This window comes from Companilactobacillus mindensis DSM 14500 (genome assembly GCF_001434275.1).
In the GTDB taxonomy this organism is placed as follows: domain Bacteria; phylum Bacillota; class Bacilli; order Lactobacillales; family Lactobacillaceae; genus Companilactobacillus; species Companilactobacillus mindensis.
Genome location: NZ_AZEZ01000091.1, coordinates 24,809 through 47,286 on the forward strand (window position 1 = coordinate 24,809; position 22,478 = coordinate 47,286).

The 22,478-nt window shown below is 39.2% G+C and carries 20 protein-coding genes; 2 read left to right on the plus strand and 18 right to left on the minus strand.

What is annotated here, in order from left to right; all coding sequences use genetic code 11:
* Positions 1-19: 19 nt before the first annotated feature.
* The 7 genes from FD29_RS08230 to FD29_RS08260 form a co-directional block, all read right to left on the minus strand.
* Positions 20-304 (minus strand): Veg family protein, encoded by a 285-nt coding sequence (locus FD29_RS08230; RefSeq protein ID WP_057888462.1) that lies wholly within the window; start codon positions 302-304, stop codon positions 20-22.
* A gap of 75 nt (positions 305-379) precedes the next feature.
* Positions 380-1,261 (minus strand): 16S rRNA (adenine(1518)-N(6)/adenine(1519)-N(6))-dimethyltransferase RsmA, encoded by an 882-nt coding sequence (gene rsmA, locus FD29_RS08235; protein ID WP_057888463.1) that lies wholly within the window; start codon positions 1,259-1,261, stop codon positions 380-382.
* Positions 1,248-1,823, minus strand: coding sequence for a ribonuclease M5 (gene rnmV, locus FD29_RS08240; RefSeq protein ID WP_057888464.1), 576 nt, complete (start codon positions 1,821-1,823; stop codon positions 1,248-1,250). Before rnmV ends, rsmA begins: the two co-directional genes overlap by 14 nt.
* Positions 1,824-1,825: 2 nt before the next feature.
* Positions 1,826-2,587 carry a TatD family hydrolase gene (locus FD29_RS08245; RefSeq protein ID WP_057888465.1) on the minus strand — a complete coding sequence of 254 codons (762 nt, stop codon included), beginning with the start codon at positions 2,585-2,587 and terminating at the stop codon, positions 1,826-1,828.
* Positions 2,587-4,605, minus strand: coding sequence for a methionine--tRNA ligase (metG, locus tag FD29_RS08250; RefSeq protein ID WP_057888466.1), 2,019 nt, complete (start codon positions 4,603-4,605; stop codon positions 2,587-2,589). The genes FD29_RS08245 and metG overlap by 1 nt, the downstream gene beginning before the upstream one ends.
* Positions 4,606-4,655: 50 nt before the next feature.
* Positions 4,656-5,357, minus strand: coding sequence for an NAD-dependent protein deacylase (locus FD29_RS08255; RefSeq protein ID WP_057888486.1), 702 nt, complete (start codon positions 5,355-5,357; stop codon positions 4,656-4,658).
* 21 nt (positions 5,358-5,378) lie between these two features.
* Complete coding sequence (locus FD29_RS08260; protein WP_057888467.1) at positions 5,379-6,335, minus strand: hypothetical protein; 957 nt, start codon at positions 6,333-6,335, stop codon at positions 5,379-5,381.
* Positions 6,336-6,369: 34 nt separating this feature from the next.
* Between FD29_RS08260 and FD29_RS08265 the strand changes: the two genes are divergently transcribed.
* Positions 6,370-6,876: a YbhB/YbcL family Raf kinase inhibitor-like protein gene (locus FD29_RS08265; RefSeq protein ID WP_057888468.1), complete on the plus strand. Its 507-nt coding sequence runs from the start codon at positions 6,370-6,372 to the stop codon at positions 6,874-6,876.
* Here FD29_RS08265 and FD29_RS08270 read toward each other — a convergent pair whose 3' ends face one another.
* From FD29_RS08270 to FD29_RS08285, 4 genes are all read right to left on the minus strand, one after another.
* On the minus strand, positions 6,877-7,800 hold the full coding sequence (locus tag FD29_RS08270; RefSeq protein WP_057888469.1) for a Ppx/GppA phosphatase family protein: 924 nt from the start codon (positions 7,798-7,800) through the stop codon (positions 6,877-6,879).
* Between the two features lie 70 nt (positions 7,801-7,870).
* Positions 7,871-8,644 (minus strand): ABC transporter permease, encoded by a 774-nt coding sequence (locus tag FD29_RS08275; RefSeq protein WP_057888470.1) that lies wholly within the window; start codon positions 8,642-8,644, stop codon positions 7,871-7,873.
* Positions 8,637-9,281, minus strand: coding sequence for an ABC transporter ATP-binding protein (locus tag FD29_RS08280; RefSeq protein ID WP_057888471.1), 645 nt, complete (start codon positions 9,279-9,281; stop codon positions 8,637-8,639). The genes FD29_RS08275 and FD29_RS08280 overlap by 8 nt, the downstream gene beginning before the upstream one ends.
* Before the next feature lie 46 nt (positions 9,282-9,327).
* On the minus strand, positions 9,328-11,280 hold the full coding sequence (locus FD29_RS08285) for an elongation factor G (protein ID WP_057888472.1): 1,953 nt from the start codon (positions 11,278-11,280) through the stop codon (positions 9,328-9,330).
* Positions 11,281-11,473: 193 nt separating this feature from the next.
* On the opposite strand from FD29_RS08285, the gene FD29_RS08290 reads away from it, so the two are divergent.
* Positions 11,474-14,023, plus strand: coding sequence for an SLAP domain-containing protein (locus FD29_RS08290; protein WP_057888473.1), 2,550 nt, complete (start codon positions 11,474-11,476; stop codon positions 14,021-14,023).
* Positions 14,024-14,524: 501 nt separating this feature from the next.
* Here the strand turns inward: FD29_RS08290 and FD29_RS08295 are convergent.
* From FD29_RS08295 to trpS, 7 genes are all read right to left on the minus strand, one after another.
* Complete coding sequence (locus tag FD29_RS08295; RefSeq protein WP_057888474.1) at positions 14,525-15,187, minus strand: NlpC/P60 family protein; 663 nt, start codon at positions 15,185-15,187, stop codon at positions 14,525-14,527.
* 167 nt (positions 15,188-15,354) lie between these two features.
* Positions 15,355-16,011, minus strand: coding sequence for a hypothetical protein (locus tag FD29_RS08300; protein ID WP_057888475.1), 657 nt, complete (start codon positions 16,009-16,011; stop codon positions 15,355-15,357).
* Positions 16,012-16,022: 11 nt separating this feature from the next.
* The gene (locus FD29_RS08305; protein ID WP_057888476.1) at positions 16,023-17,210 is read right to left on the minus strand and encodes a C39 family peptidase; all 1,188 of its coding nucleotides are present in this window, start codon (positions 17,208-17,210) and stop codon (positions 16,023-16,025) included.
* Between the two features lie 996 nt (positions 17,211-18,206).
* Positions 18,207-18,938 (minus strand): DUF4811 domain-containing protein, encoded by a 732-nt coding sequence (locus FD29_RS08310; RefSeq protein WP_057888477.1) that lies wholly within the window; start codon positions 18,936-18,938, stop codon positions 18,207-18,209.
* Positions 18,938-20,440, minus strand: a complete 1,503-nt coding sequence (locus FD29_RS08315) for an MDR family MFS transporter (RefSeq protein ID WP_057888478.1) — start codon at positions 20,438-20,440, stop codon at positions 18,938-18,940. Before FD29_RS08315 ends, FD29_RS08310 begins: the two co-directional genes overlap by 1 nt.
* Positions 20,441-20,464: 24 nt before the next feature.
* Positions 20,465-20,902 (minus strand): MarR family winged helix-turn-helix transcriptional regulator, encoded by a 438-nt coding sequence (locus FD29_RS08320; protein ID WP_057888479.1) that lies wholly within the window; start codon positions 20,900-20,902, stop codon positions 20,465-20,467.
* Positions 20,903-21,122: 220 nt separating this feature from the next.
* On the minus strand, positions 21,123-22,139 hold the full coding sequence (trpS, locus tag FD29_RS08325; RefSeq protein WP_057888480.1) for a tryptophan--tRNA ligase: 1,017 nt from the start codon (positions 22,137-22,139) through the stop codon (positions 21,123-21,125).
* Positions 22,140-22,478 lie beyond the last annotated feature (339 nt).

Consider the following 22,478-nt stretch of genomic DNA (forward strand, 5'->3'; position numbering starts at 1 on the left):
TCTCCTGTCGGAACGCTTATTATTCTGCTTCAGCCTCTGTATCTGTTTCGGCTTCTTCAGCTGGTCCTTCGCTATCGAAATGGATATCAATTGATTTTGTTAATAAATCAGCATAGCTGTATGAAACTCTTTCAAATGAGTTTTCGTTTTGATCTAGATCGACAACAAAAACTGAATGGAAAGTTTCAGATAGTGTGCCTCGACGGCGAACTACCTTTTTACGACCTGCTTGTGCAACAATAGTCAAATTCTCACCTAAGTGTGAATCCAAACGACTCTTAATTGTCTTCAATAATGTTGGCATTATAATAATCACTCCTTAGGAGTGAAATTTTACCACGTTTTACTGAAAAATTCAAGAAATTAATATATTTGTGATCTAATTTTTGTTCATTTCTATAGCTAACTGTTTAAATTGGGCGATTGAAACTTGTTCGCCCCTTGCGTTCTCGGCAATACCGCATTTTTCAAAATCTTTTTTTATTTTTTCACGATTTTCATCTGTACGACCTTGCCAATTTAATAAATTATTCATCAAACTCTTACGTTTTTGCATGAAAGAAGAACGGATCAATTTGTTGAAGAAAACTGGATCTTCAATATCGACTTGTTCTTTTGGCAAACGTTCCAAAACAGCTACGGCAGAATCAACTTTTGGTCTCGGAATAAATGATTTACTCCCCACAATGCGGTCGATTCTAGCTTTCATCTGTGTTTGAACGGCAATTGACAATGAACCATATTCTCTGTGCCCCGGATTGGCAGTGATTCTTTCGGCAACTTCCTTTTGCATCATCAAAACTAAAGATTGGAACGGATAATCGCTGTTGATCAAATTCAACATGATCGGTGTCGTAATGTAATAAGGCAAATTGGCAACAACTTTGATTGTTTTACCTTGTAGATCGTTATCTTTGACGAATTCATCAAGATCTACTTTCAAAATATCTTGATTGATGACCTCGATATTATCGTAATACTGCAACGTATCAGCTAAAACCGGAATCAAACTATCATCAATTTCAAAAGCAAAAACTTTTTCTGATACTTGAGCTAACTTTTCTGTCAAAGCTCCAATACCAGGTCCAATTTCAATGGCGATCTCGTCGGGCTTTAAGCCACTAGCATCAACAATATCATCCAAAACTTTTTCATTGGTTAAGAAATTTTGTCCTAAACTCTTTTTAGCCCGCAATTTATATTTGCGCATAATATCGTTGGTACGAATAGGATCAGCAATACTTAATCTATTTTGTGTCATGAGTACTTCCCTTATCAAATTTTTCAACCGCAGCTAACAAATCCTTGGGAGCCACTTGAAACATATTTAGTCGATTTAAGAATTGTTTAGCATTCGTATAACCGATTTTTAATTCGGAACCGACGAAAAGTCTTCTCTGATGAGAATCTGGTTCGCCGATCAAGCCAAGGTCGACCATGTCATCATGATCGTATTCGCGAAAGTCAGCTGAAGTTTCTGTATATACGGCAGCCAAAGCTGCTTTGATATCTTCATCTTTAGCATGTTCAATACCCAAACTGCCATCGCTATGCTTAGGTACGGCTTTGTTCCGTGGCAGGAAAGCTTGCTTAGCATCTGGAACAGCTTTTTGAATAATTGTTCGAAGCCGATTGCCGTTAAAGTCTGGATCAGTGAAAATTATCACGCCACGCTTTTCATTAGCAATCTTGATTCTTTTAATTGTCTCTTCGTTGAGCGCCGAGCCAGTCGTTTCGATCGTATCGATATCGCCAAAACAATCTTTCAAACGGTTGGTGTCGGACTTACCTTCAACAACAATGATCTCTTTTATTTTTGTCATAGTTATAGATTATACACTTGGTGAGCGTTGTTAAAAGTATGTTCTGCAACTTCATTAGGTGTAATACCTTTATATTTAGCAATCGCATCAACTACATATCTTGTATAAGCGGGTTGATTGGGACGGCCACGATATGGTTCGGGTGTTAAATATGGTGCATCGGTTTCAACCAGCAAACGATCCAATGGCGTATTCTTAGCTGATTCGTGAACTTCGGGGGCATTCTTGAATGAAACTACCCCACTGTAAGAGATCCACAAACCTAAATCTAAGAACTTATTCAACCATTCCACGTCACCATTGAAACTGTGCATGATAATGCCGGATTTGGACATATCGTGATTTTTTAAAATTTGATACATATCATCAAATGCATCCCGACAATGAATCGAAACGGGCATGTTGTACTGTTGAGCGACATCCAATTGTTGGATCAAGACCTTTTGTTGAATCTTGGGTTCAGGATCTTCTTCCCAGTGATAATCCAAGCCAATTTCACCAATTCCTACAACTTCAGGCAATTTGATCTGATTGACCAATTGTTCTTCGTTGTATTCTTTGGCAAATTCCGGATGCCAACCAATTACAGCGTGCAAAGGCTGATAATTTTGAGCTAAACGGATGGCTTCAATATTAAAGGCTTCATTGGAACCGATGATTGCCATCTCGTCGACATCTAATTCTTTGGCATTATCGATATACTGTTGAGTTTGTCCAGCAAATGCTTCGTCATTTAAATGCGTATGTGTATCAAAAATTTTCATTATCCTAAAATAGCTCCATTTTTGTGTGAATTATCAACAATAGCTAATTTGACTTCGTCACCCTTTTCAGTTGAAAGCAACATACCGTTACTCCATTCACCGACCATTCTACGTGGCTTCAAGTTGACAACGGCTAGAACTTTTTTACCGATAAGTTTCTTATAGTCAGGATAGAACTTGTGCATACCGGAGAGGATTTGGCGATCAACGCCGGACCCATCGTCCAATTTGAATTGCAGTAATTTACTTGAATTTTCAACTGGCTTAACATCCAAAATCTCAGTTACGACCATCTTAACTTTGGCAAAATCGTCGAATTCGATTTCTTCAGGATAATCGTCGTCAGTTTCTTTTTGAGCCTTAGCTTTGGCTTGAGCAGACTTACTGATCTTACCTGCACCGTGTTTAGCTTGTTCTTCAGCCATCTTGCCCTTGATATAGTTGACTTCTTCTTCAGCATCAAGTCTTGGGAAGATTGGTTCTGGTTTAGCAGTGACGGTCTTGCCAACTACTGTGTCGCCGAATTCAAGTGATTTTTCATTGTCATAATCAAGACCTAATTGAGCAAACATCTTTACAGGAGCCTTTGTCATAACTGGACTGATCAAGAGAGCAATCAAGCGAAGGGATTCAGCTAAGTGACCAAGAACAGCTTGAAGTTCAGCCTTCTTACTGTCATCTTTAGCAAGGACCCAAGGTTGAGTTTCATCGATATACTTGTTGGCACGACTGATGAATGACCAAACTGATGCCAAAGCTTCTGGGAATTCAAACTTGTCCATGTGCTCACGATAAGCTGTCAAAGTGTCAGCGTATGACTTTTCAAGATCCTTATCAAGATCTGTTACCGCAGCGACTGAAACTACTTTACCGTCGTCATATTTGTTGATCATTGAAATAGTTCTGTTCAATAAGTTTCCAAGATCATTAGCTAAATCATAGTTGATCTTATCGATATAATCTTCGGGAGTGAAGACACCGTCATTACCAAATGGCATTGCACGCATCAAGTAATAACGTAATGAATCAAGACCATATCTTGAAACTAACATTTCTGGATAGACAACATTACCTTTAGATTTAGACATCTTACCGTCTTTCATCAATAGCCAACCGTGACCAAAGACTTGCTTAGGCAATTCGACACCTAAAGCCATCAAAATGATTGGCCAGTAAATTGTGTGGAAACGAACGATTTCTTTACCAACGAATTGAACGTTAGCTGGCCAGTACTTCTTGAAGAGTGAATCGTCGTCGCTTTCGTAACCTAGAGCTGTGATATAGTTCAACAAAGCATCGATCCAGACGTAAACCACGTGTTCTGGATTACTTGGGATCTTAACGCCCCAGTTGAAACTTGTTCTTGAGATAGCTAGATCTTCAAGACCTGGCTTAATGAAGTTGTTGATCATTTCATTCTTACGGATCTCTGGTTCGATGAAGGTTGGATTATCTTTGTAATACTTCAACAAACGATCAGCGTATTTGCTCATCTTGAAGAAGTAACAAGGTTCCTTAACAAGGGTAACTTCATGTCCTGAAGGAGCTTTACCACCAGTAACATTACCATCTGCATCATGATAAACTTCAGCCATTTGTGATTCAGTGAAGTACTCTTCGTCATCAACTGAATACCAGCCCTTATATTCGCCTAAATAAATATCCCCTTGTTTAATTAGACGTTCGATGATTCTTTGAACTGCCTTAACGTGATAATCGTCAGTTGTTCTGATGAACTTATCATTAGAAATATCAAGAGATTTCCAAAGTTCTTTGATACCTTTAGCCATCATGTCCACGTATTCTTGTGGTTGCATGTTCTTTTCTTCGGCCTTTTCTTCGATCTTCAAACCGTGTTCATCAGTACCAGTCAAGAAGAATACGTCGTAGCCTTCGTTACGCTTGTAGCGAGCCAATGTGTCCGCCGCAATCGTTGTATATGAATTCCCAATTGTTAATTTTCCAGATGGATAATAAATGGGTGTTGTAATGTAAAAAGTTTTTTTCTCTTCAGTCAAAATATCTTAACCTCCACCGCTTTCAAATTGATATTAAGTATAGCATTGTTTTATATTTGTGAAAAAACGTTCGTAGCATCGTCGTCAATCGCCAAGATAGATGAATCGATATTCAAATCTTCCTTATTGATAACGACTAATTTGGCTTGTGGGGAACTGTACTCCAAAAGTCCTGCAAAAGGATAAACTTTGAAACTCGTTCCGACAACTACCAACAGATTAGCTTTTTGAACTGCCACAGCAGCCTTTTGAAAATTAACCGGATTAATGTTTTCGCCATACAGAGCCGTTGTTCCGGGACGAATGATCCCATTATCTTCGTGGTGTCTAAAATCTTTTAAATAAGCTTGATAATCGAATGTCTTTCCGCAAGTCAGGCAATGAATATTATCGTATAAATTCCCGTGAAATTCCACGACATTTTTTGCGCCTGCCTTTGTATGGAGTTTATCGACATTTTGCGTGACGATTGCGCCCTTTTGATTGCTGATCTCAGCCATTTTTTGATGAATAATATTTGGCTTAGCTTTGGGAAAATACATATTGTGAACTACAAAATCGTGAAAAATATCCGGATGTTCCAACAAATTCTCGTGGCTCAACATATATTCAGGCGGAAAATCGTACTTCTTTCGTTTATAAAGCCCATTCTTCGAACGATAATCAGGAATACCCGATGGTACAGACACGCCAGCACCAGTTAGAAAAGTTACAAACTTAGCTTGCGCCAATAATTCTTTAAACTCTTCAATTTTATCGGTCATAATTTACCTCTATCTGATCAAGTATTTGATTCCTTGTTCATCAAAAATTCTGCCAACTGTGTATTGATAGAAAGTCTTGTAAAACTCTGGATTTACTTTAGCTGGATCAAGGTTCAAGGTTGCCACGCTTTGGCCATCGTTGATAGCAATCATGGCAAAAGCATCTTTACCAGTGGCACGGTTCTTGTACTCGGAATGTTTGATTTGATATGCCTGATTCAAAGTCAAACGTAATTGACGTTCAGAAACGATCGGTGTGATGTTCAAGAAGGTGTGAAAATGCAAGCCTTGGTAACCGTTAGAAATAATAATTTCGTTATAAGCATCCAAAGAATTGACCAAGGCACGTCTGAACTTGTAAGGTACCGTCAAATCTTCTTTTTCAATGATTTCAACTAGCTTGTTGGCATATTTATATGACGTAGGAAAATCATTTTTCCACTCGGCATCTCGATCATGTTGACCGAAGATAATTCCATCCAACATGATCAAAGTCCGATAAAAGCGCATATTAGCGATGTCCAATTCAACCTTAGGACGCAAAGCAACTTCAATGCCTTCCAAATAGGCAGCTCTGACATCTTCAGTCAAAGTTCCATCAGCAATTTGATCTTTAAGCACTGTCACGTGCTCCAAAGTTTCGAAAATTGAATTGGCAATCGACAAGACACGGCCATCGTAATCTTGGTTCCCAGATGTCACTGCACAGGAAATGCTAGGTTCATCAGATAATTCCAATTCAATGTGGTGCAATTCGTGAGACAAGACAAAGTCCGCAAATTTTTCATTAGTGATAACTACCTTGATATCTTCACCGTCAATCGTGTGATCGGCTTGGTTCAAAGTTAAGTAATCTTGTTTTGAATAATCAGAATACAAAGTTATTTTCTTATTATATTGTTGTTCAATCTTTTCGACCTGTTTTACAATATGGTCAGATACTTCATTATTATTTAATTTTTTCATTAGTATTAACACCTCATATAAAGGAGATTTTTGTATGGAAATCACAGTAACTCTTCCCAACAACTTATTGCCCGACAAATACGGTAAATATGCTACTGGTAAGGATATAAAAAATGGGAAACCTATTATCAGTTTCCCAATTAAATTATCAAATATTCCGGCAAATGCAAAAACTATCGCCTTGACCTTCACTGATCCGGATTCAATTCCCGTTTGTGGTTTTGAATGGATTCACTGGACTGCTGCTAACATCCCTAGTTCTCAAGTAGAAATACCTGAAAACTTCAGTCAAACAGCTGCACTGCCAGTCGTTCAAGGTAAAAATAGTTCTGCCAGCCCATTAGTAGATGGTCCCAAGGATGTAACCGATGGCTACAACGGACCTTATCCACCAGATCAAACCCATGACTATGTTCTCAAGGTTTTTGCTCTGGATGACAATCTTGATTTGGAAAATGGTTTTTGGATGAATGAACTATTGCACAAAATGACAGGCCATGTTCTAGCCACCGCCCAAAAGACGATTCCTAGCCGTGCTTAGTTATTCTTGATCCTGAAGATTCATCTTGTGGAAATAATTAAAGACATAACCTTCTCTAACACCGAAATTCGAAAAGCGGATTTCTTTAGAGGGGGTTTTTTTGATGATTTCGGAAATAATCAAAATTCCGCCCAAAATAACTTCATAACGACCATCGCTCAATTCTTTGATCTGACTACGTTCTTCAATGGAAGAATGAATCAATTTATTGAACAATTCATCGATCTGGTCACGCGAAATAACCGAATTATGCAACGTTTTTTTACGTTTGCCTTCACGGTTCAAAATACTTGTTACAGCCCGCAAAGTTCCACCTAAGCCAACAAAATTGGCCGATGCATTCATCCAGTTTAAACTCTCTAAACGTGAACTGATATCTTTTCTTGCTGCTTGTAATTGGTTTTCTTTTATTGGATCACTCGCTAAATACAAATCTGAAATTGAAATGGCACCAATCGGAATACTGAGTCCGTGTTTCAACCGACCCTTCTTCGCCAAACTGATCTCACTGCTTCCGCCACCAACATCGACGATCAACGCGTCCTTAATGCGCATCGTACTGCGAACAGCCACATAATCGTAATAGGCTTCTTCTTTTTCGTTGATGATTTCTAATTGCAAGCCAGTCTCTTTCAAAACGGCAAAAATCAACTGGTCTTGATTCTTAGCCATTCTGACTGCAGCGGTCGCAATCAAACTTGTTTGATCTACTTGGTATCTTTCAATTCTCGTTTGAAATTTTTTTAGAACATCAATTGTTTCTTCAATCTGATCATTGGTCAACAGACGACTTTGGGTGATCGATTTACCTAGTCTGACTGGTTCACGCCAACGATCCAAAGTTTTAAAGCGATTCTTTTTTGAAGATTTATACACAGATGTTCTAATGGAGTTAGATCCAATTTCAATAACTGCTAACTTCAATCTACATCACATCCCATTGTACCAATTATATAAAAAAATAGACCTACATAGTAGGCCTATTTGAAGAAAGCTACGAAATTAACTCATTCTTTAACTGTTTTCTTTCATTGAAGAATTGTTTATAACCTAAATAACAAGAGATTATTGAACCAATACCAGTCGATGCTAACAACATAAAAGTGATCATGATCTGGTACTTAATAGCTTTGACCGGATCTACTCCCGCAAAGATCAAACCTGACATCATTCCCGGCAAACTGACTAAGCCTAAAGTTTTGATCGAGTCGATTGTTGGCTGCATGCCGCTTCTGATACTGTCTTGCAAAATATCCAGCGAAGCCAATTTGATGTCAGCTCCTAAAGCTAGTTTTTCCAAAACTTGTTGGTGTCGGTCGGTAAAAGTCTGTTTCATATTACGATAACACAGACCGATTGCCACCATGATATTACTGGCAATCATTCCGGTCACTGGCACGATCTGTTCAGGAACGAATTTGATCGAACCGGTTAAAACTAACGTCGTCAAAGTTACGGTCGTACCTACAAAGATAGCTAACAGCGATGATTGGAAAGCTTTAGGAATCCCATTGCCACGTTTCCCAGCATTCCAAGACGCATTGACGACGATAATGGCAAAACAAGCGAAGGTCAACCAATTATTGTTGGCCTTAATAACGTATTTCAAAATATATCCGACGATCGACAGTTGAATAATGGCGCGAATAACACCAACAATAATATCTTTATCAATGTGTAGCTTTTCGACGTAGCCAATCACCAAAGCTACCAATACCAAGACAAATCCCAGCATCAAAGTTGAATTTGAAACGGTTAAATTAGACATTTGCGACCTCCCCATTCTTGATCGTAATTAGATTTTGCGCATCGTCGATTTCCGTCTCATCATGCGTAACTCTCAAAATCGTTAATCCTCGCTTGTTAAATTCATTGAGCATTTTGTGAACGATGGCTTTATTTTCAGCATCCAAACCAGCCGTAACCTCATCCGTGATCAATACTTCTGGTGGAAAAATCAGATTACGGATCAGAGCAATTCGTTGCTTCTCACCACCAGAAACATCATTGACGCTCTTGGTGATGTAGCTTTCATTCAAGTTGACCATTTCTAAGTACTTCTTCACCAAGGACTCATCGAAATCCTTTTTGCGCACTTCAAAGGGAAATTGCAAATTATCCTTAACGGTTTTACCAAACAAAGTCGGTTGCTGAAAGGCATAAGAAACTCTTTGACGATATTGCATCGGGTCAAAACTGGTGATTGGTTGACCATTGAACAAAACATCTCCTGAAGTTGGACTGATCATCGATGCCAAAATACGCATCAAAGTACTCTTGCCGCTTCCCGATGGTCCAACTACTGTTACATACTTGCCTTTTTCAATATTTAAATTAATATCTTTTAAGATTTTCGTCTCACCGATTTGATAAGAAAGATGTTTTACTTCAAAAACTTTTTCCACAAGTACACCCCTATTTAACGTAATATTTTTTATATTATAACAATTTCTAGCCCTCTAAAGGATGAATATACGGCACATGAGCCATTTGTGGTACTTCGTTCCAAGGTACTGGATAACCGGCCTCATGGGCGCAGAAAACTGAATCTGGCGTATTCTCCAAGTCAGCTACCGGATCATAGTCAGTTGCATCAATGATCTCTTGAGCATTGTGACAAGGCAAGTAGCCGTCAACGATACATTCCAATTGTCCTTGGCCGTGCGTATAGGCGTTAACGCTTTGTGCATAGCCCTGCATTTCTGAAACTGGTGCTGTACCAGTCAAAATATTCATCCCTGATGCCGTCACTTCAGGCGTCTCAAACGTTCCGTGCATTTGTTGAATATCGTTCATCGCCCGACCAACTTGATCTTGACTGACTTCCAAGCGAAATTTATACCAAGGTTCTAATAGCTGACAAGCATTTCTAACTTTTAATTCCATCAAGCCTTGGCGAACAGCTCGCCACGTAGCTTCACGAAAATCTCCCCCGACCGAATGGACGTTGCTTGCTTTGCCACCGACTAAAGTTATCTTCAAATCTGTGATCGGTGCGCCAATTAATACGCCCAAATGTTCCTTTGAGCCAACGTTAGTCTCCACTTGGTGCTGCCAATTACGTGGCAATACATCCAAACTACAATTGGATTCATAAGTTATTCCACTACCTTGTTCAGTTGGTTCTAGCAACAAGTGGACTTCTGAATAGTGGCGCAAAGGTTCAAAGTGACCGACGCCTTCGATTGCTTGTTGGATAGTCTCTTTATAAAGAATACTGCCTTGACCAAACGCAATGTCTAAATTGAAACGTTGCAACATCAACTGCTGCAAGATTTCCAACTGAACCTCGCCCATGATTTGAATTCGAATTTCTTGTAGATGACTAGACCAAGAGACATGTAATTGCGGATCCTCATCTTCCAATTGACGCAACGCATCCAAACAGACGTGAATATCATTTTGTTTTGGATCGAGTGCATAGTTCAAAATCGGTTGGATCGTTGGTTGGCCACTGTTTTTCTCTTGACCTAGACCTTGCCCCGGATACGTGTCGACTAACCCGGTGATTGCGCAAACGCCGCCACTTTGAACAGTCTGTGTCACCTCATACTTGGCTCCATCGTAAACCCGTAATTGATTAGCTTTTTGATCATCGACTAAAACAGCTTTATTTTTCAAAGTTCCTCCAGTGACCCGCACCCAAGTTAGGCGTTCACCTTTGTCGTCGTGAGAAACCTTGAAAACTTTAGCACCAAAATCAGCTTGCAAAATTTTTTCCACCGTAAAGCGTTCCAAGCCAGCCATAAAGTTATCCACACCGGCAATCTTCAAAGCTGAACCGAAATAACAGGGGAAAACTTGGCGCTGTTGGATCATTTTCTGAATTGTCTCATCAGATACCGTTCCACTAATCAGGAAATCCTCCAAAACGGTATCATCTTGCATGGCAATCTCTTCAAAAGATTCTTCAGGAATATCAGCAGAAGTTTCCGCATTGAAAGCGATGCAGCCTGGACTCAATAATTTTTGTAATTGTGCTAACACATCAGCTTTATCAACGCCATTGGCATCCATTTTATTAACGAAAATAAAGGTTGGAATCTGGTAATGCTGCAACAAGCGCCACAAGGTTCTGGTATAGCCTTGCACACCGTCAGTCGCTGAAATTACCAAGATGGCATAATCCAAAACGCTCAACACTTGTTCCGTTTGACTGGCAAAATCGACGTGTCCTGGAGTATCCAAGAGTGTCAGTTCTAAATCGTTATATTTTAAACTGGCTTGATGCGAAAAAATCGTAATACCGCGTTTCTTTTCCAAAGCATCTGGATCCAAAAAAGCATCGCCGTTGTCAACGCGACCCAATTTTCGTAAAGCACCGGCACGATAAAGCAGAGCTTCTGATAATGTAGTCTTCCCGGCATCAACATGCGCCACGATTCCTGTTACGATGTGTTTCATAATTTATTGCTCCTTTTGAAATCCATTTATCCGTACATACATTCTAAGTGAATCAATCTACTCATTCAATACAATCGTTTTTCTCCGTTATTCATCCCAACTTTGATTTTCCAAGATGTCTAGCGCTTCTATTTTAATTGTGCACCATTCGAAACTAGGCTAGATGTGAAAACAAACAGAAAGGATGAATAATATGTTATTAAATAAAAAATGTATTTATTTAGGTGTCTCATTATTTTCTGCCATGATTCTTGGCTCTATATCTAGTCAAAACGTAAAAGCCGACACTACATCAGATTCGACGACAACGGAAAATACGACGACTGGGTCAACCACCACGCAACCTACTAGTTCGACGGCAACCTCGACTGCTCCCACTAGCTCAACAGTTACCCAACCTACCAGCTCTTCTGTAACTTCAACCGCATCCACTGGAACGACTACTCAACCCACGAGTTCTTCCGTAACTTCAACCGCATCCACCGGTTCAACAGTCACTCAACCTACAACTTCTTCCGTAACTTCGACTGCATCCACTGGAACGACTACTCAACCGACAGGTTCTTCTGTAACTTCGACTGCACCAACTAGTTCAACAGTCACTCAACCTGCTAGCTCCTCGGTAACTTCAACCGCATCCACTGGCTCAACGACTACTCAACCGGCAACTTCAACCGCTGGAAACACTGGTACTTCCGCCACAATTAATCCAACCACGACTGGTACAAGTACAGCTACAACGGCCCCTATTTCTTACGCCATTCCAAGTAACGTAACTGATGCAACGGTCGTCAACTTCACCGACCCAACTTTGGAATATGCTGTTAAAAACGCAATGAATATTCCTTACAATTCAGATTTAACCATCGGTGATATTAAAAATTATGCAAGTACTACTCTTCAAGTATCGATTGATTCTTATGACTTAGCACATCCAAATGGACCAACTTCAACCGCTACTCCAGGCTCATATATTTCCGATGAAAATAGTACGCCAATCGAAAGTCTGAACGGCATGCAATACTTGCAATTATTACCAACTAAAACCGGCATTTCTTTCCAGACTTTGTTGGCTTCTGATCCTAATGCCAATACTGATTTGACGCCTTTGGACAATCTAAATTTGACCAGTTTTGACTTAGCCGGTGACTTCAGTGATCCTAGTGCTAAAGAAATTGATGCCAGTCAAATCAGTAAATTGAATCTTTCCAAATCAAGTTCCTTAGACCTTGAAGGTAGCGCTACTGGCAATGGTATCGACCAACAAGAATTGGATGAGCTTGCTCCTACTATTAATAGTTACGCCAACAACGGTCAAGGTTTCAACATGATCGAATTGGATAATTCTGCAATTAGCGACTTTTCACCATTGAAGGGCACTGAAACGGGCAAAAGCGTTATGATCGATGCCGTCAGCAACACTATAAATGACCCTACTACGGTTTATGGCGTCGATAGTCAACCGCTTACCTTTACTGCTGATAAGCTCTTGGATCCAAACGGAACTGACATTGCAAACAAGTATACTTACTCACCTACCGTTATCAGTGCTGACAATAAAGATGATGATTTGAACAACACTGCCGGCACTGATAACTTTACTTTAAACAACGCTGATCAAACCGCTAAGACATTGACCTATGGCAACTATGGCTTCAATAATGGCTATGCCAACGATTCTGCTGTCAGAGAACAATTGGGCAATACTTATTTTGAAGAAGCAACGACTGTCAACCAACCACTTATTTGGCAAGCTAGTCCAACAGTCACAATCGATTATTTGGATTCAACTGGCAAACCAATCACTAACAATGGTGTAGCTTTGACAAAGACTATCAGTGGGACTGGCATTGGTTCAGCTTATGATCTAACAAGTGACAGCCAAGTAGCCGGTTATACACTAGCTAGCCCAACTACTTTGTTGAAAGGTACTTATACTGAAGCACCTCAAACCATTGACTTGACTTACAAGCTAATTCCACAAAGTTCTTCTGAAAATACCACTCCAGTCATTCCAAGCACCAGCCAAAAAGTTACCATCCAAGACGTAACCGGCAATACTAGAGCTAGTGCTTATTTGAGCGATATTGGCGTTCATGGCGTAACTACGATCAACGACAAGAAATTCTATTTGCTTGGTGACGGCGAACTCGTTGAAGCTAGAGACTATGATGCGGTAACTTCTAAAGCTGCCGGCATCGTCAGAACATTTGGCGCAACAGTAGATTTAGTCAACGCTTCCGGTCAACCAATCAGTGCTACGCTTTCACCTAATTCCGAATGGAAATACGATAAGATCGTTGCTATTCACGGCAAGGGTTACTATGAAGTCGCCACTAATGAATTCCTTCCTATCGACAGAGCGGTTGCTTTCACACCTACGACAGCCACAACTAATGTCACTTTAAGTACAAAGGCTCTTATTTATGATTCTCAAGGTCGCAGACTCAGAGAAACTTTACCTTCAGGCAGTACTTGGAGAACTGACGGCTGTGCCATCATCAATGGTGTCAAAATGTATCGGGTCGCATCTGACGAATATATTCCTGCAACTGGTACGAATACTTATACACCAACAAATATCGACTATCGTACAGCTGCTGTTACAACATTATACGATCAAGATGGCCAACCATTGAGAGCTACCCTTCCTGCCAAAACAAGTTGGAAAGTTGACAGAATCGTTGTGATCAACGGTCAAAGATATTATCGGGTCGCAACCAATGAATTTGTAAAAGCTTGATTATTTTATATTTTGTTCACTGCCGTCTTCCATGAGATTCTGGTGGATTGCTGGAACGCTGTGAGAGCAACTTCGAACCAACTCTATGAGTTGTTTTGAAGCTTGTCTGTCTCTAAGCTGGCAAAGGACCGCCAGCTAAGAGACTTCCACGGCTGAGCATCCACCAGAATCTCATTCCAGACTAGAGAATTTAAGGATTTTTGACTTGTGAATCATTAATATAATTAATTCAATTAAATATTAAATGTGTAGCGGTAAAAATTTGAATTGTAAAAAATTGGATAATTTTTTCTATTCTAAATTAAAGGAGAATCAAATATTATTTGATTTTCTTTTTTTATATGATTATAAAAATCAATTAATTATTAAAACCTAAACACTCTTCATATTACTAACGTAAAGCACGGAAATCGGCAGTGAATCATCAACAAAAAAACAATCAAATTTCAGTTAGAAAACCGAAATCTGATTGTTTTTTATTACTCTAGAAATTTAAATGTTTTATCTAAATACACGTTTTACACCGGCAATGTTACCACGACCTGAGTAAATTGAATGTACTTGCACGGCATATGGCCATGATTCGATCATTGTACTTGGGTCCAAAAGAATACCCACGTGCCACATCATACCTGTTGATGGATCTGTAAAGAAGACCAAGTCTCCTCTTTGGCGTTCATTAAAGTTGATGTGAGGGATTCTAACATCGTTCCAGTACATTTGGCAATTCCATTCGTTACCTGGTTGTGCGTGTTGAATATTTGAAATTGGAGCAGAATCAATTCCGGAAGCATAAAGTGCTTGAGTAACTAATCCTGAACAGTCAACCCCATAATCTGGAGAACTAGCAGCACCTGAGATCCATGGTTGGCCTAAATATTTGTAGGCTTCAGCGATCATAGCTTCGATATGATCTGATCTAGTACTTGTGATGTTAGTTCTCAATGGAGCAACGTATGAGTCGATGCCGTTCCATGAAGCTTCAGATAATCCCATAGCTTGCCAAGTAGCCAAGTTGACTGTTCCAGTTACAGGAAGACCCTTTCTTCTTTGTAAGTTTCTAACACTGTTAGCAACTGCGCCATCGTAAACTGTGTGGGCATTTGAATAGCCGAAGTATCTTCTAACGAGCCAAGTCTTGATACCTTCAACACCGTTGTACAATTCATAGCCAACAGTTCCGACTGGTTTGATTTGAGTGTTGTGGATTTGAAGCCAGCCATTAGGATTTTGGTAAGCTGGTTGGTTGTTGAATCATCGCTGTTGATCCAAGTATTATTACCGATTTGGTAGAATTTCTTACCATCTTGGTTATCTAAACGGTTGTATTTTCAAGTTGAGTTGGCAGCAAAGTTTTCTTTACCACTTGGCATAAAGCCAGAATCATTTCTACTGTAATTAGCAGCGCCATTACCTTTGACACGAACAACGCCATCAGCTGGTAAGCCGTATCCAAAAATAACATCGTCACTGTTAGCAAATTCATAAGTTGAAACACGATAGTAAGTACTGCCGTTATATGACAATCTTTGGTCAGTGATCCAAGCTGAGTCAGCACTCAAAGCACGGTTACCAATCATAGTACCATCTTTGGAATAAAGACTTGTTAGATGGTCTTTAGTCGTTACGATTCCCTTGATGTGTGTGATGTTTCCTGTTGTAGCATCTTGAGTCGTTGCTTGCGTGTTGGCCGTTGTATCAACAGTTGGTGTTGATGTAGCTTGTGATACAGCTTGTTGTGATTGTTGGTCATCATTTGTAGCAACTTGAGTTGTTGATGTTTGAGTTGTAGCTGCTGGTTGAACAGGAGCATCTTGAGTAGCTTCTGAAACAGTTTGTGTTGTTGGTGTAGCTGTTTGGTCAGTAGAAGCAACATTTTCTACTTGATCATCGCTGGTTGTGTCAGCCTTAGCAGTTTGTTGTGTTGAGAGTGTCAACATTGCCAAAGCAACTCCACAAATGAAAACTAACTTTGATTTTTTATTCATTTGAATTTCCCCTAATAACTTATTGCACGTCTGTGCTGTGTGTTCCAATTTTGAATGAATTGATCAATCCCCATCTGCAAGGTTTGGTCAGTCCAACAATCATTGTAATAAACGAAGTTCTTGTCATAACCAGTAACTGTCAAAGCGTGATATGGAAAACCATACAATGTGTTCCAAGTTACAACTGGGTGGCCCAAATTGATTTGATACTTGATAGCATCAAAATTTTGACCCGTTAAATCTTTGGCTGTTCCGGCATACTTTTCTACCAAGCCCATTAAAGCTGATGGAAAAATAGTAATTCCGGTACTGTCCCAAGGTTGGCCGATGTAGCCATAGTTAGGATCGCTGCTACGTGGCATTTCTCTAGCTAAAGTCATCTTGTCGACGTTGGCACCAGCATATTGCAACATCATCGTTACAGCGGTGATCTCACAGCCATTTGGCAACTCTGGTCGTTGAGCAATCAAAGGTACATTGGTTATCCAGGCACTATCTTTGTATTGACCATTGTTAACAACGACATAATCTTGTGGCAACCAAGTATTGCTGCCGATTTGATACCAATCTTTGCCATTGATCAGTGCATGATTGTTGATCTTCCAATTGCTGCCAGTTGGTAAATCATTTCCGTTATAAACAGCATTGTTGCCGTAACCTGAAAATGAATGAACGCTGGAACCACTTTTATAAACTACCGTGGCTGTACCTTGTTCTGGTTGAACGTATGATTGGAAAGTTCCATCAGCACTATTGGCGTATTCAGTTGTCGATACATGATAGTAACTAGAACCGTCAGCAAAAGTCCTAAGAGCATTGGTGTACCAACCACTATTAGGTCCCAACATTCGGTTCATGACCCGTTGGCCGTCACCGGTATACAATACAGTCCCCTTATTTCCAACTGTATAAACACCATCAACTTTTTGATCACTCTGAACTTGTTGAGTTGATGTTTCTTGTGCATCTTGTGTCTGGTTCGTTGTCACATCTGCATTATCAGTCTCGTCAGTAACTTGATTCTGCACAGTCCCCTCTTGGTCAGCGGTGTTCTGAACATCTTGAGTCGTCACAGTGTTCTGACTAATATTTTCCGTTGCGTTAACGTTTTCGGCATCGGCTTTAACAACATAGTTAGTTGAAAACAAACAGCTGGATGCAAAAATCGTAGCGTAAAGTAATTTTCTTTTTAACCCCATATTTTTCCCCTTTCAAGGAACAATTATGATATTCATTCATTCTAATTTCAATATGAAAATATTTACTTATTAATGAAAACATTTGAAAACTAATAATGATTGATATATGCGAGGGGAATGAAATATGCAGCTTTCTAATCAAGAACTGATGTAGAAGAAATATGCCGCCTTCCGATCAAAAGCTGATTGGGCTGGAACGTAGTGAGCACGACTTGGAGCCAATTTAAAAATTGTCTTCAAGCTCGGCAGTAATCTAAGCCAGCACAGTACGCTGACTAAGATTAAACCACTACTGAGCCCATCAGCTTTTGCTCTCCAGGCTAGGATTTTCGTTGTTTAGTTGGTATGTATAATATTTGAGTAAAAATTATTAATTTTTTAAATAGTTTTAAATAGAAGAAGACCGTAATTCCTAAATTAATTAAGAATTACGGTCTGTTTTTATACAATTTAAATTTTTACTGAAATATTCAATAAAACTGCCGATATTAATATCTCAAGACTCCAAAATCCTTAAACCCATTAGTCTGGAATGGAATTCTGGTGGATGCTCAGCCGTGGAAGTCTCTTAGCTGGCGTGCCCCTTGCCAGGTTAGAGACAGACAAGCTTAGAGACAATTCTACGAATTGGCTCTAAGTTGCTCTCACAGCGTTCCAGCGTCCACCAGAATTTCATGGAAGACGGCAGTGATCGAAAAATAAATCATATTTATTGATATTTTTAATAAAACTGCCTATATCAATATCCTAAAACCCCAAATCCTTAAACCCTCTAGTCTGGAATGGAATTCTGGTGGATGCTCAGCCGTGGTAGTCTCTTAGCTGGCGTATCTTTGCCAGGTTAGAGACAGACAAGCTTAGAGACAATTCACAGAATTGGCTCTAAGTTGCTCTCACAGCGTTCCAGCAATCCACCAGAATTTCATGGAAGACGGCAGTGAACCAAAAAACAAAAAAAGCCCATATCTACAATCACATAGATACAGACTTCTTAAATTACTTTTGACTCTTAATTTCTTGGATCAACTTAGCAGTTGCTTGAGCCTTAAAGGCCTTAGTAGCCTTTTGAGTAACAGCTTTTTGTTCAGCCGGCGTCATGGATGGATTGGCTTGCATAGCTTTCATCACAGCAGCTTTAACATAAGTGGCACCCTCTTGCTTCATTTGAGCTTGGAAGGCTTTACTCTTCATTTGCTTTTGTAACTTACTTGCTTGAGCAGTCGTCAAAACTAACCAGTCATTGCCAACTTTAAAAGTATTCTTTTGCTTAACGAATTCTTTGTTGTTGTCAGATAATCCGAACAAGAATGAATAGAAACCATTCTTATATTCCCAACGAGTTGTCTTCTTGGTCAAAGTTGCGGCTGAATAATTACCAGTCTTAACAACGTTTTTGACATTAACATCAACCTTAGTTGTTTGAGGTTTCTTGGCGTTAGCAGTTTCAGGTGTCCGATAAATATAGACATCTTCTTTACCATTAGTGCCAAGTTCCTTCTTTAATAGAAGATTTGAACCTTTTTGAACGGATTGGATCTGTTCTGTCTTTTCACGAGTAACTTGTTTCATCCCTAAGTGATTGTATTCGTTAGAAATCAATAGGAACAAACTGAGTATGAATAAGGCGATAAAAGTGAAGGATAATGAATAACCCACTTTTTTGTTTTCGATGAAGACCGCAAAGTAATAACCGAGAACGGCAGTAATTATAATTGAAGCTATAATCATTATTCTTCACCTGCCATTTTTGTATTTTCCAAATCAGTATCGATTGCTTTTGATTTAGAACTGTTTGTAACCATCAAACTGATACCATAACCGATCACACAGAATAAAATAGCAACCGCAAAGGCAGCGTGGTAACCGGATAGAGTTGAGTTGAAGAAGTCATTCTTATATTGCAGTGGAGCTTGTGTAAGTAATGATTTCGATGGTTTCAAGTTATTTGTAACGTTAGTCAAGACACTGACCAAAATAGCGGTACCCATTGAACTGAAAACCTGACGAACGGTGTTATTTACGGCCGTACCATGACTCATAAGGTCGAATGGTAAAGCATTCATACCATCAGTTGTAGCAGGCATCATAACCATTGAAATACCAAACATCCGAATCATGTAAAGAATCACGATGTCGAGCACTGGGGTAGTTTGAGTTAGGAAGAAGAATGGTACAGTTCCGGCTGTTAATAAGAACATACCCATTCGAGTCAAATCTTTAGGTCCAAATTTATCAAAAGCATTACCAGTGATTGGACTCATAACACCCATCATCAACGCACCAGGTAGCAAAGTTAAACCTGAGTGGAAAGCTGACATGCCTTTAACGATTTGAAGATAAAGTGGTAGAACCATTTCAACCCCGATCATAGCCATGTTTGTAACAGATGACAATGCAGCGGCGATAGCGAATTTTTTAACTTTGAAAACACGTAGTTCCAAGAAAGGTGTTTCCATGTGTAATTGGCGATATCCGAATAACAAGATAAAAATCACACCAACGACGATTGAGACGATAACCGTAGTTGAACCCCAACCATCATTACCAACAGATGAGAAACCATAAAGAATGGCGCCAAATCCGATAGTTGATTCGATCAATGAAAGAACGTCCAATTTTGTCCGACGAGTTTGAATAACTGGACGCATGAAGATAAAAGCCAAAATCAAAACGATAACCACGATAGGAATGATCATTCCGAAAAGGTCTCTCCATGTGAAGTTATCAATGATGAAACCAGAAAGTGTAGGTCCGATAGCAGGAGCAAGTCCGATAACTAAACCACCCAGACCCATGGCAGCACCACGTTGATTAGCTGGGAAAATTGAGAGCATAACCATTTGCATAAGTGGCATTGTGATACCAACACCAACAGCTTGAACTAAACGTCCAGCTAAGATCGTGCCGAAGTTAGGTGCTGTGAAACACATAATTGTTCCGACTAAGAAAGTCGACATTGCGATAATATACAATACTTTTGTACTAAAGTTGTTACTTAACCAAGCAGTAACAGGAATCATAATACCGTTGACCAACAAGAAACCAGTCGTTAACCACTGAACATCAGAAGTTGTAACGCTGAATTCTTTCATTAAGGTTGGAAAAGCAGTTGTTAAAATTGTTCCGTTTAAAACGGTACAGAAGGTACCAACAAGTAAGACCAAAACCAAAAGATTTCGGTTAAATGGCTTACCGTTAGCATCTACAATAGCTTTATTACCATTTGCCATAATAATAAAATCCTCTTCTCTATTTTATTTTGAAGGCATCTCGATATTGTCTAAGTTTTTATAAACCTTTTCTAATATACTCTCCAGTTGTGACTGTTCTTCAGAAGTAATCCCTTCAAACATGGCATCGTTGCTCTTTTTAAAAGCGGAACGAACTTTGTCATAAAGTTGTTCACCCTTTTCAGTGATACTGACAAGTTTTCTGCGTCCATTGTCAGGATCAGGCTGTCGCGATACATATCCATTAGTTTCAAGTTTTTTCAATGAGCGTGCGACGATTGCTCCATCTGACATGGTGATCTCGCCAATCTTATCTTGCGTGCACGTTTTATGTTTATAAACGATTGAAAGAATGATACTTTCGAAAGCATTCAAGTCTTTATCTTTCAAATAACTGGCAGCGATTCTTCGTTTAATCTGCGTATACTTCATCACAAAACCAACTAAGTTATAATCATCCATAAATTCACCTCATTTTTTTCAAAAAAACTTTTTCTTTTTTAGAGCAAAAGCTATAATACTCCAGACTCTTGATAAAATCAAGAGTTAAGATTTATTTTTTCTGAAAATAATTATTTACTTTTCATAAAATGCCTTATATACGCAAAAATACCGATCCCAACTAAATTTAATTACTTAGTCGAAATCGGTATTTTTCATTGTTAATTATAAATTAAAAAAACTAGTCGAAGTAGTTAACGCCAATTGCTTTTCTAACTTCAGACAATGTTTGGTTAGCAACGATATTAGCGTTGTCGCTACCCTTTTTAAGAATATCGTAAACACCAGGGATATCTTTTTCGTATTCAGCACGGCGATTGCGAATTGGTTCAAGGATTTCTTGTAAAACATCATTTAGATAACGTTTAACTTTGACATCGCCCAAGCCACCAGCTTGATATTGTTCCTTCAATTCAGCGATCTTAGCTTTGTCAGTACCGAAGGCGTCGAGATATGTGAAGACTGTGTTGCCTTCGATCTTACCAGGATCTTCAACGTGAATGTGATCAGGATCAGTGTACATTGACATAACTTTCTTAGTAACGACATCAGCAGGATCTGACAAGTAAATGCAGTTGCCCAATGACTTACTCATCTTAGCATTGCCATCGATACCAGGAAGTCTACCTTGGCCCTTAGGTGGGAAGTAGCCTTCTGGTTCAACTAATGTGTCGACGTTGTAAGTGTTGTTGAAGGTACGAACGATTTCACGCGCTTGTTCCATCATTGGTTCTTGATCATCGCCGACTGGCACTGTATCGGCCTTGAAAGCAGTGATATCAGCTGTTTGACTGACTGGGTATGTTAAGAATCCAGCTGGGATACTTTGACCAAAACTCTTTTGTTTGATTTCTGATTTAACAGTTGGATTTCTTTCCAAACGGGAAACAGAAACAAGGTCCAAATAGTACATTGTCAATTCGTTCAAAGCAGGAATTTGTGATTGTACTAAAATATTAGTTTTAGCAGGGTCGATTCCAACTGAAAGATAATCAAGGGCAACTTGGATCAAACTGTTACGAACTTTTTCAGGATTTCTAGCATTATCAGTGAAAGCTTGCATATCGGCAATCATGATGAACATCTTGTATTTACCTTCATTTTGAAGCTTTACACGGTTCTTCAATGATCCTAAATAGTGTCCAATATGTAATTTGCCGGTAGGACGGTCACCTGTCAAAATAGTATTTGTTTTCATGTCTTTTCCTCCTGGATTCATTAAATTAAAACAAATTTAAGCTGGATATTGTAGTTTTTAACTAAAGTTAGTAAAGTATTAACTCTGCTGTAAAAAAAGCGTCCCATTTATTATTGCTAATAAATAGGACGCTTCAGCGTGGTACCACCTGTTTTGTAGAGAATTCTCTACCACTCAAAAGTTATAAGGTAACCACCCGTACCCATTTCCCAAAACAAGGTCGATAACTTTTCCAGCCATGAAGTTATTCTCTGAACCAACTTACTTGAATTAGTACTTAAAAATGTCTATGATTTAATGTACTTTAATTGCTATTAGCATAATTAAAAAACGACAAAT

What these genes read in the sequence shown, in the direction of transcription:
- FD29_RS08230 (WP_057888462.1), bottom strand. Translation starts at nt 304, where the DNA reads ATGCCAACATTATTGAAGACAATTAAGAGTCGTTTGGATTCACACTTA.
- rsmA (WP_057888463.1), bottom strand. Translation starts at nt 1,261, where the DNA reads ATGACACAAAATAGATTAAGTATTGCTGATCCTATTCGTACCAACGAT.
- rnmV (WP_057888464.1), bottom strand. Translation starts at nt 1,823, where the DNA reads ATGACAAAAATAAAAGAGATCATTGTTGTTGAAGGTAAGTCCGACACC.
- FD29_RS08245 (WP_057888465.1), bottom strand. Translation starts at nt 2,587, where the DNA reads ATGAAAATTTTTGATACACATACGCATTTAAATGACGAAGCATTTGCT.
- FD29_RS08260 (WP_057888467.1), bottom strand. Translation starts at nt 6,335, where the DNA reads ATGAAAAAATTAAATAATAATGAAGTATCTGACCATATTGTAAAACAG.
- FD29_RS08265 (WP_057888468.1), top strand. Translation starts at nt 6,370, where the DNA reads ATGGAAATCACAGTAACTCTTCCCAACAACTTATTGCCCGACAAATAC.
- FD29_RS08275 (WP_057888470.1), bottom strand. Translation starts at nt 8,644, where the DNA reads ATGTCTAATTTAACCGTTTCAAATTCAACTTTGATGCTGGGATTTGTC.
- FD29_RS08285 (WP_057888472.1), bottom strand. Translation starts at nt 11,280, where the DNA reads ATGAAACACATCGTAACAGGAATCGTGGCGCATGTTGATGCCGGGAAG.
- FD29_RS08290 (WP_057888473.1), top strand. Translation starts at nt 11,474, where the DNA reads ATGTTATTAAATAAAAAATGTATTTATTTAGGTGTCTCATTATTTTCT.
- FD29_RS08300 (WP_057888475.1), bottom strand. Translation starts at nt 16,011, where the DNA reads ATGAATAAAAAATCAAAGTTAGTTTTCATTTGTGGAGTTGCTTTGGCA.
- FD29_RS08305 (WP_057888476.1), bottom strand. Translation starts at nt 17,210, where the DNA reads ATGGGGTTAAAAAGAAAATTACTTTACGCTACGATTTTTGCATCCAGC.
- FD29_RS08310 (WP_057888477.1), bottom strand. Translation starts at nt 18,938, where the DNA reads ATGATTATAGCTTCAATTATAATTACTGCCGTTCTCGGTTATTACTTT.
- FD29_RS08315 (WP_057888478.1), bottom strand. Translation starts at nt 20,440, where the DNA reads ATGGCAAATGGTAATAAAGCTATTGTAGATGCTAACGGTAAGCCATTT.
- FD29_RS08320 (WP_057888479.1), bottom strand. Translation starts at nt 20,902, where the DNA reads ATGGATGATTATAACTTAGTTGGTTTTGTGATGAAGTATACGCAGATT.
- trpS (WP_057888480.1), bottom strand. Translation starts at nt 22,139, where the DNA reads ATGAAAACAAATACTATTTTGACAGGTGACCGTCCTACCGGCAAATTA.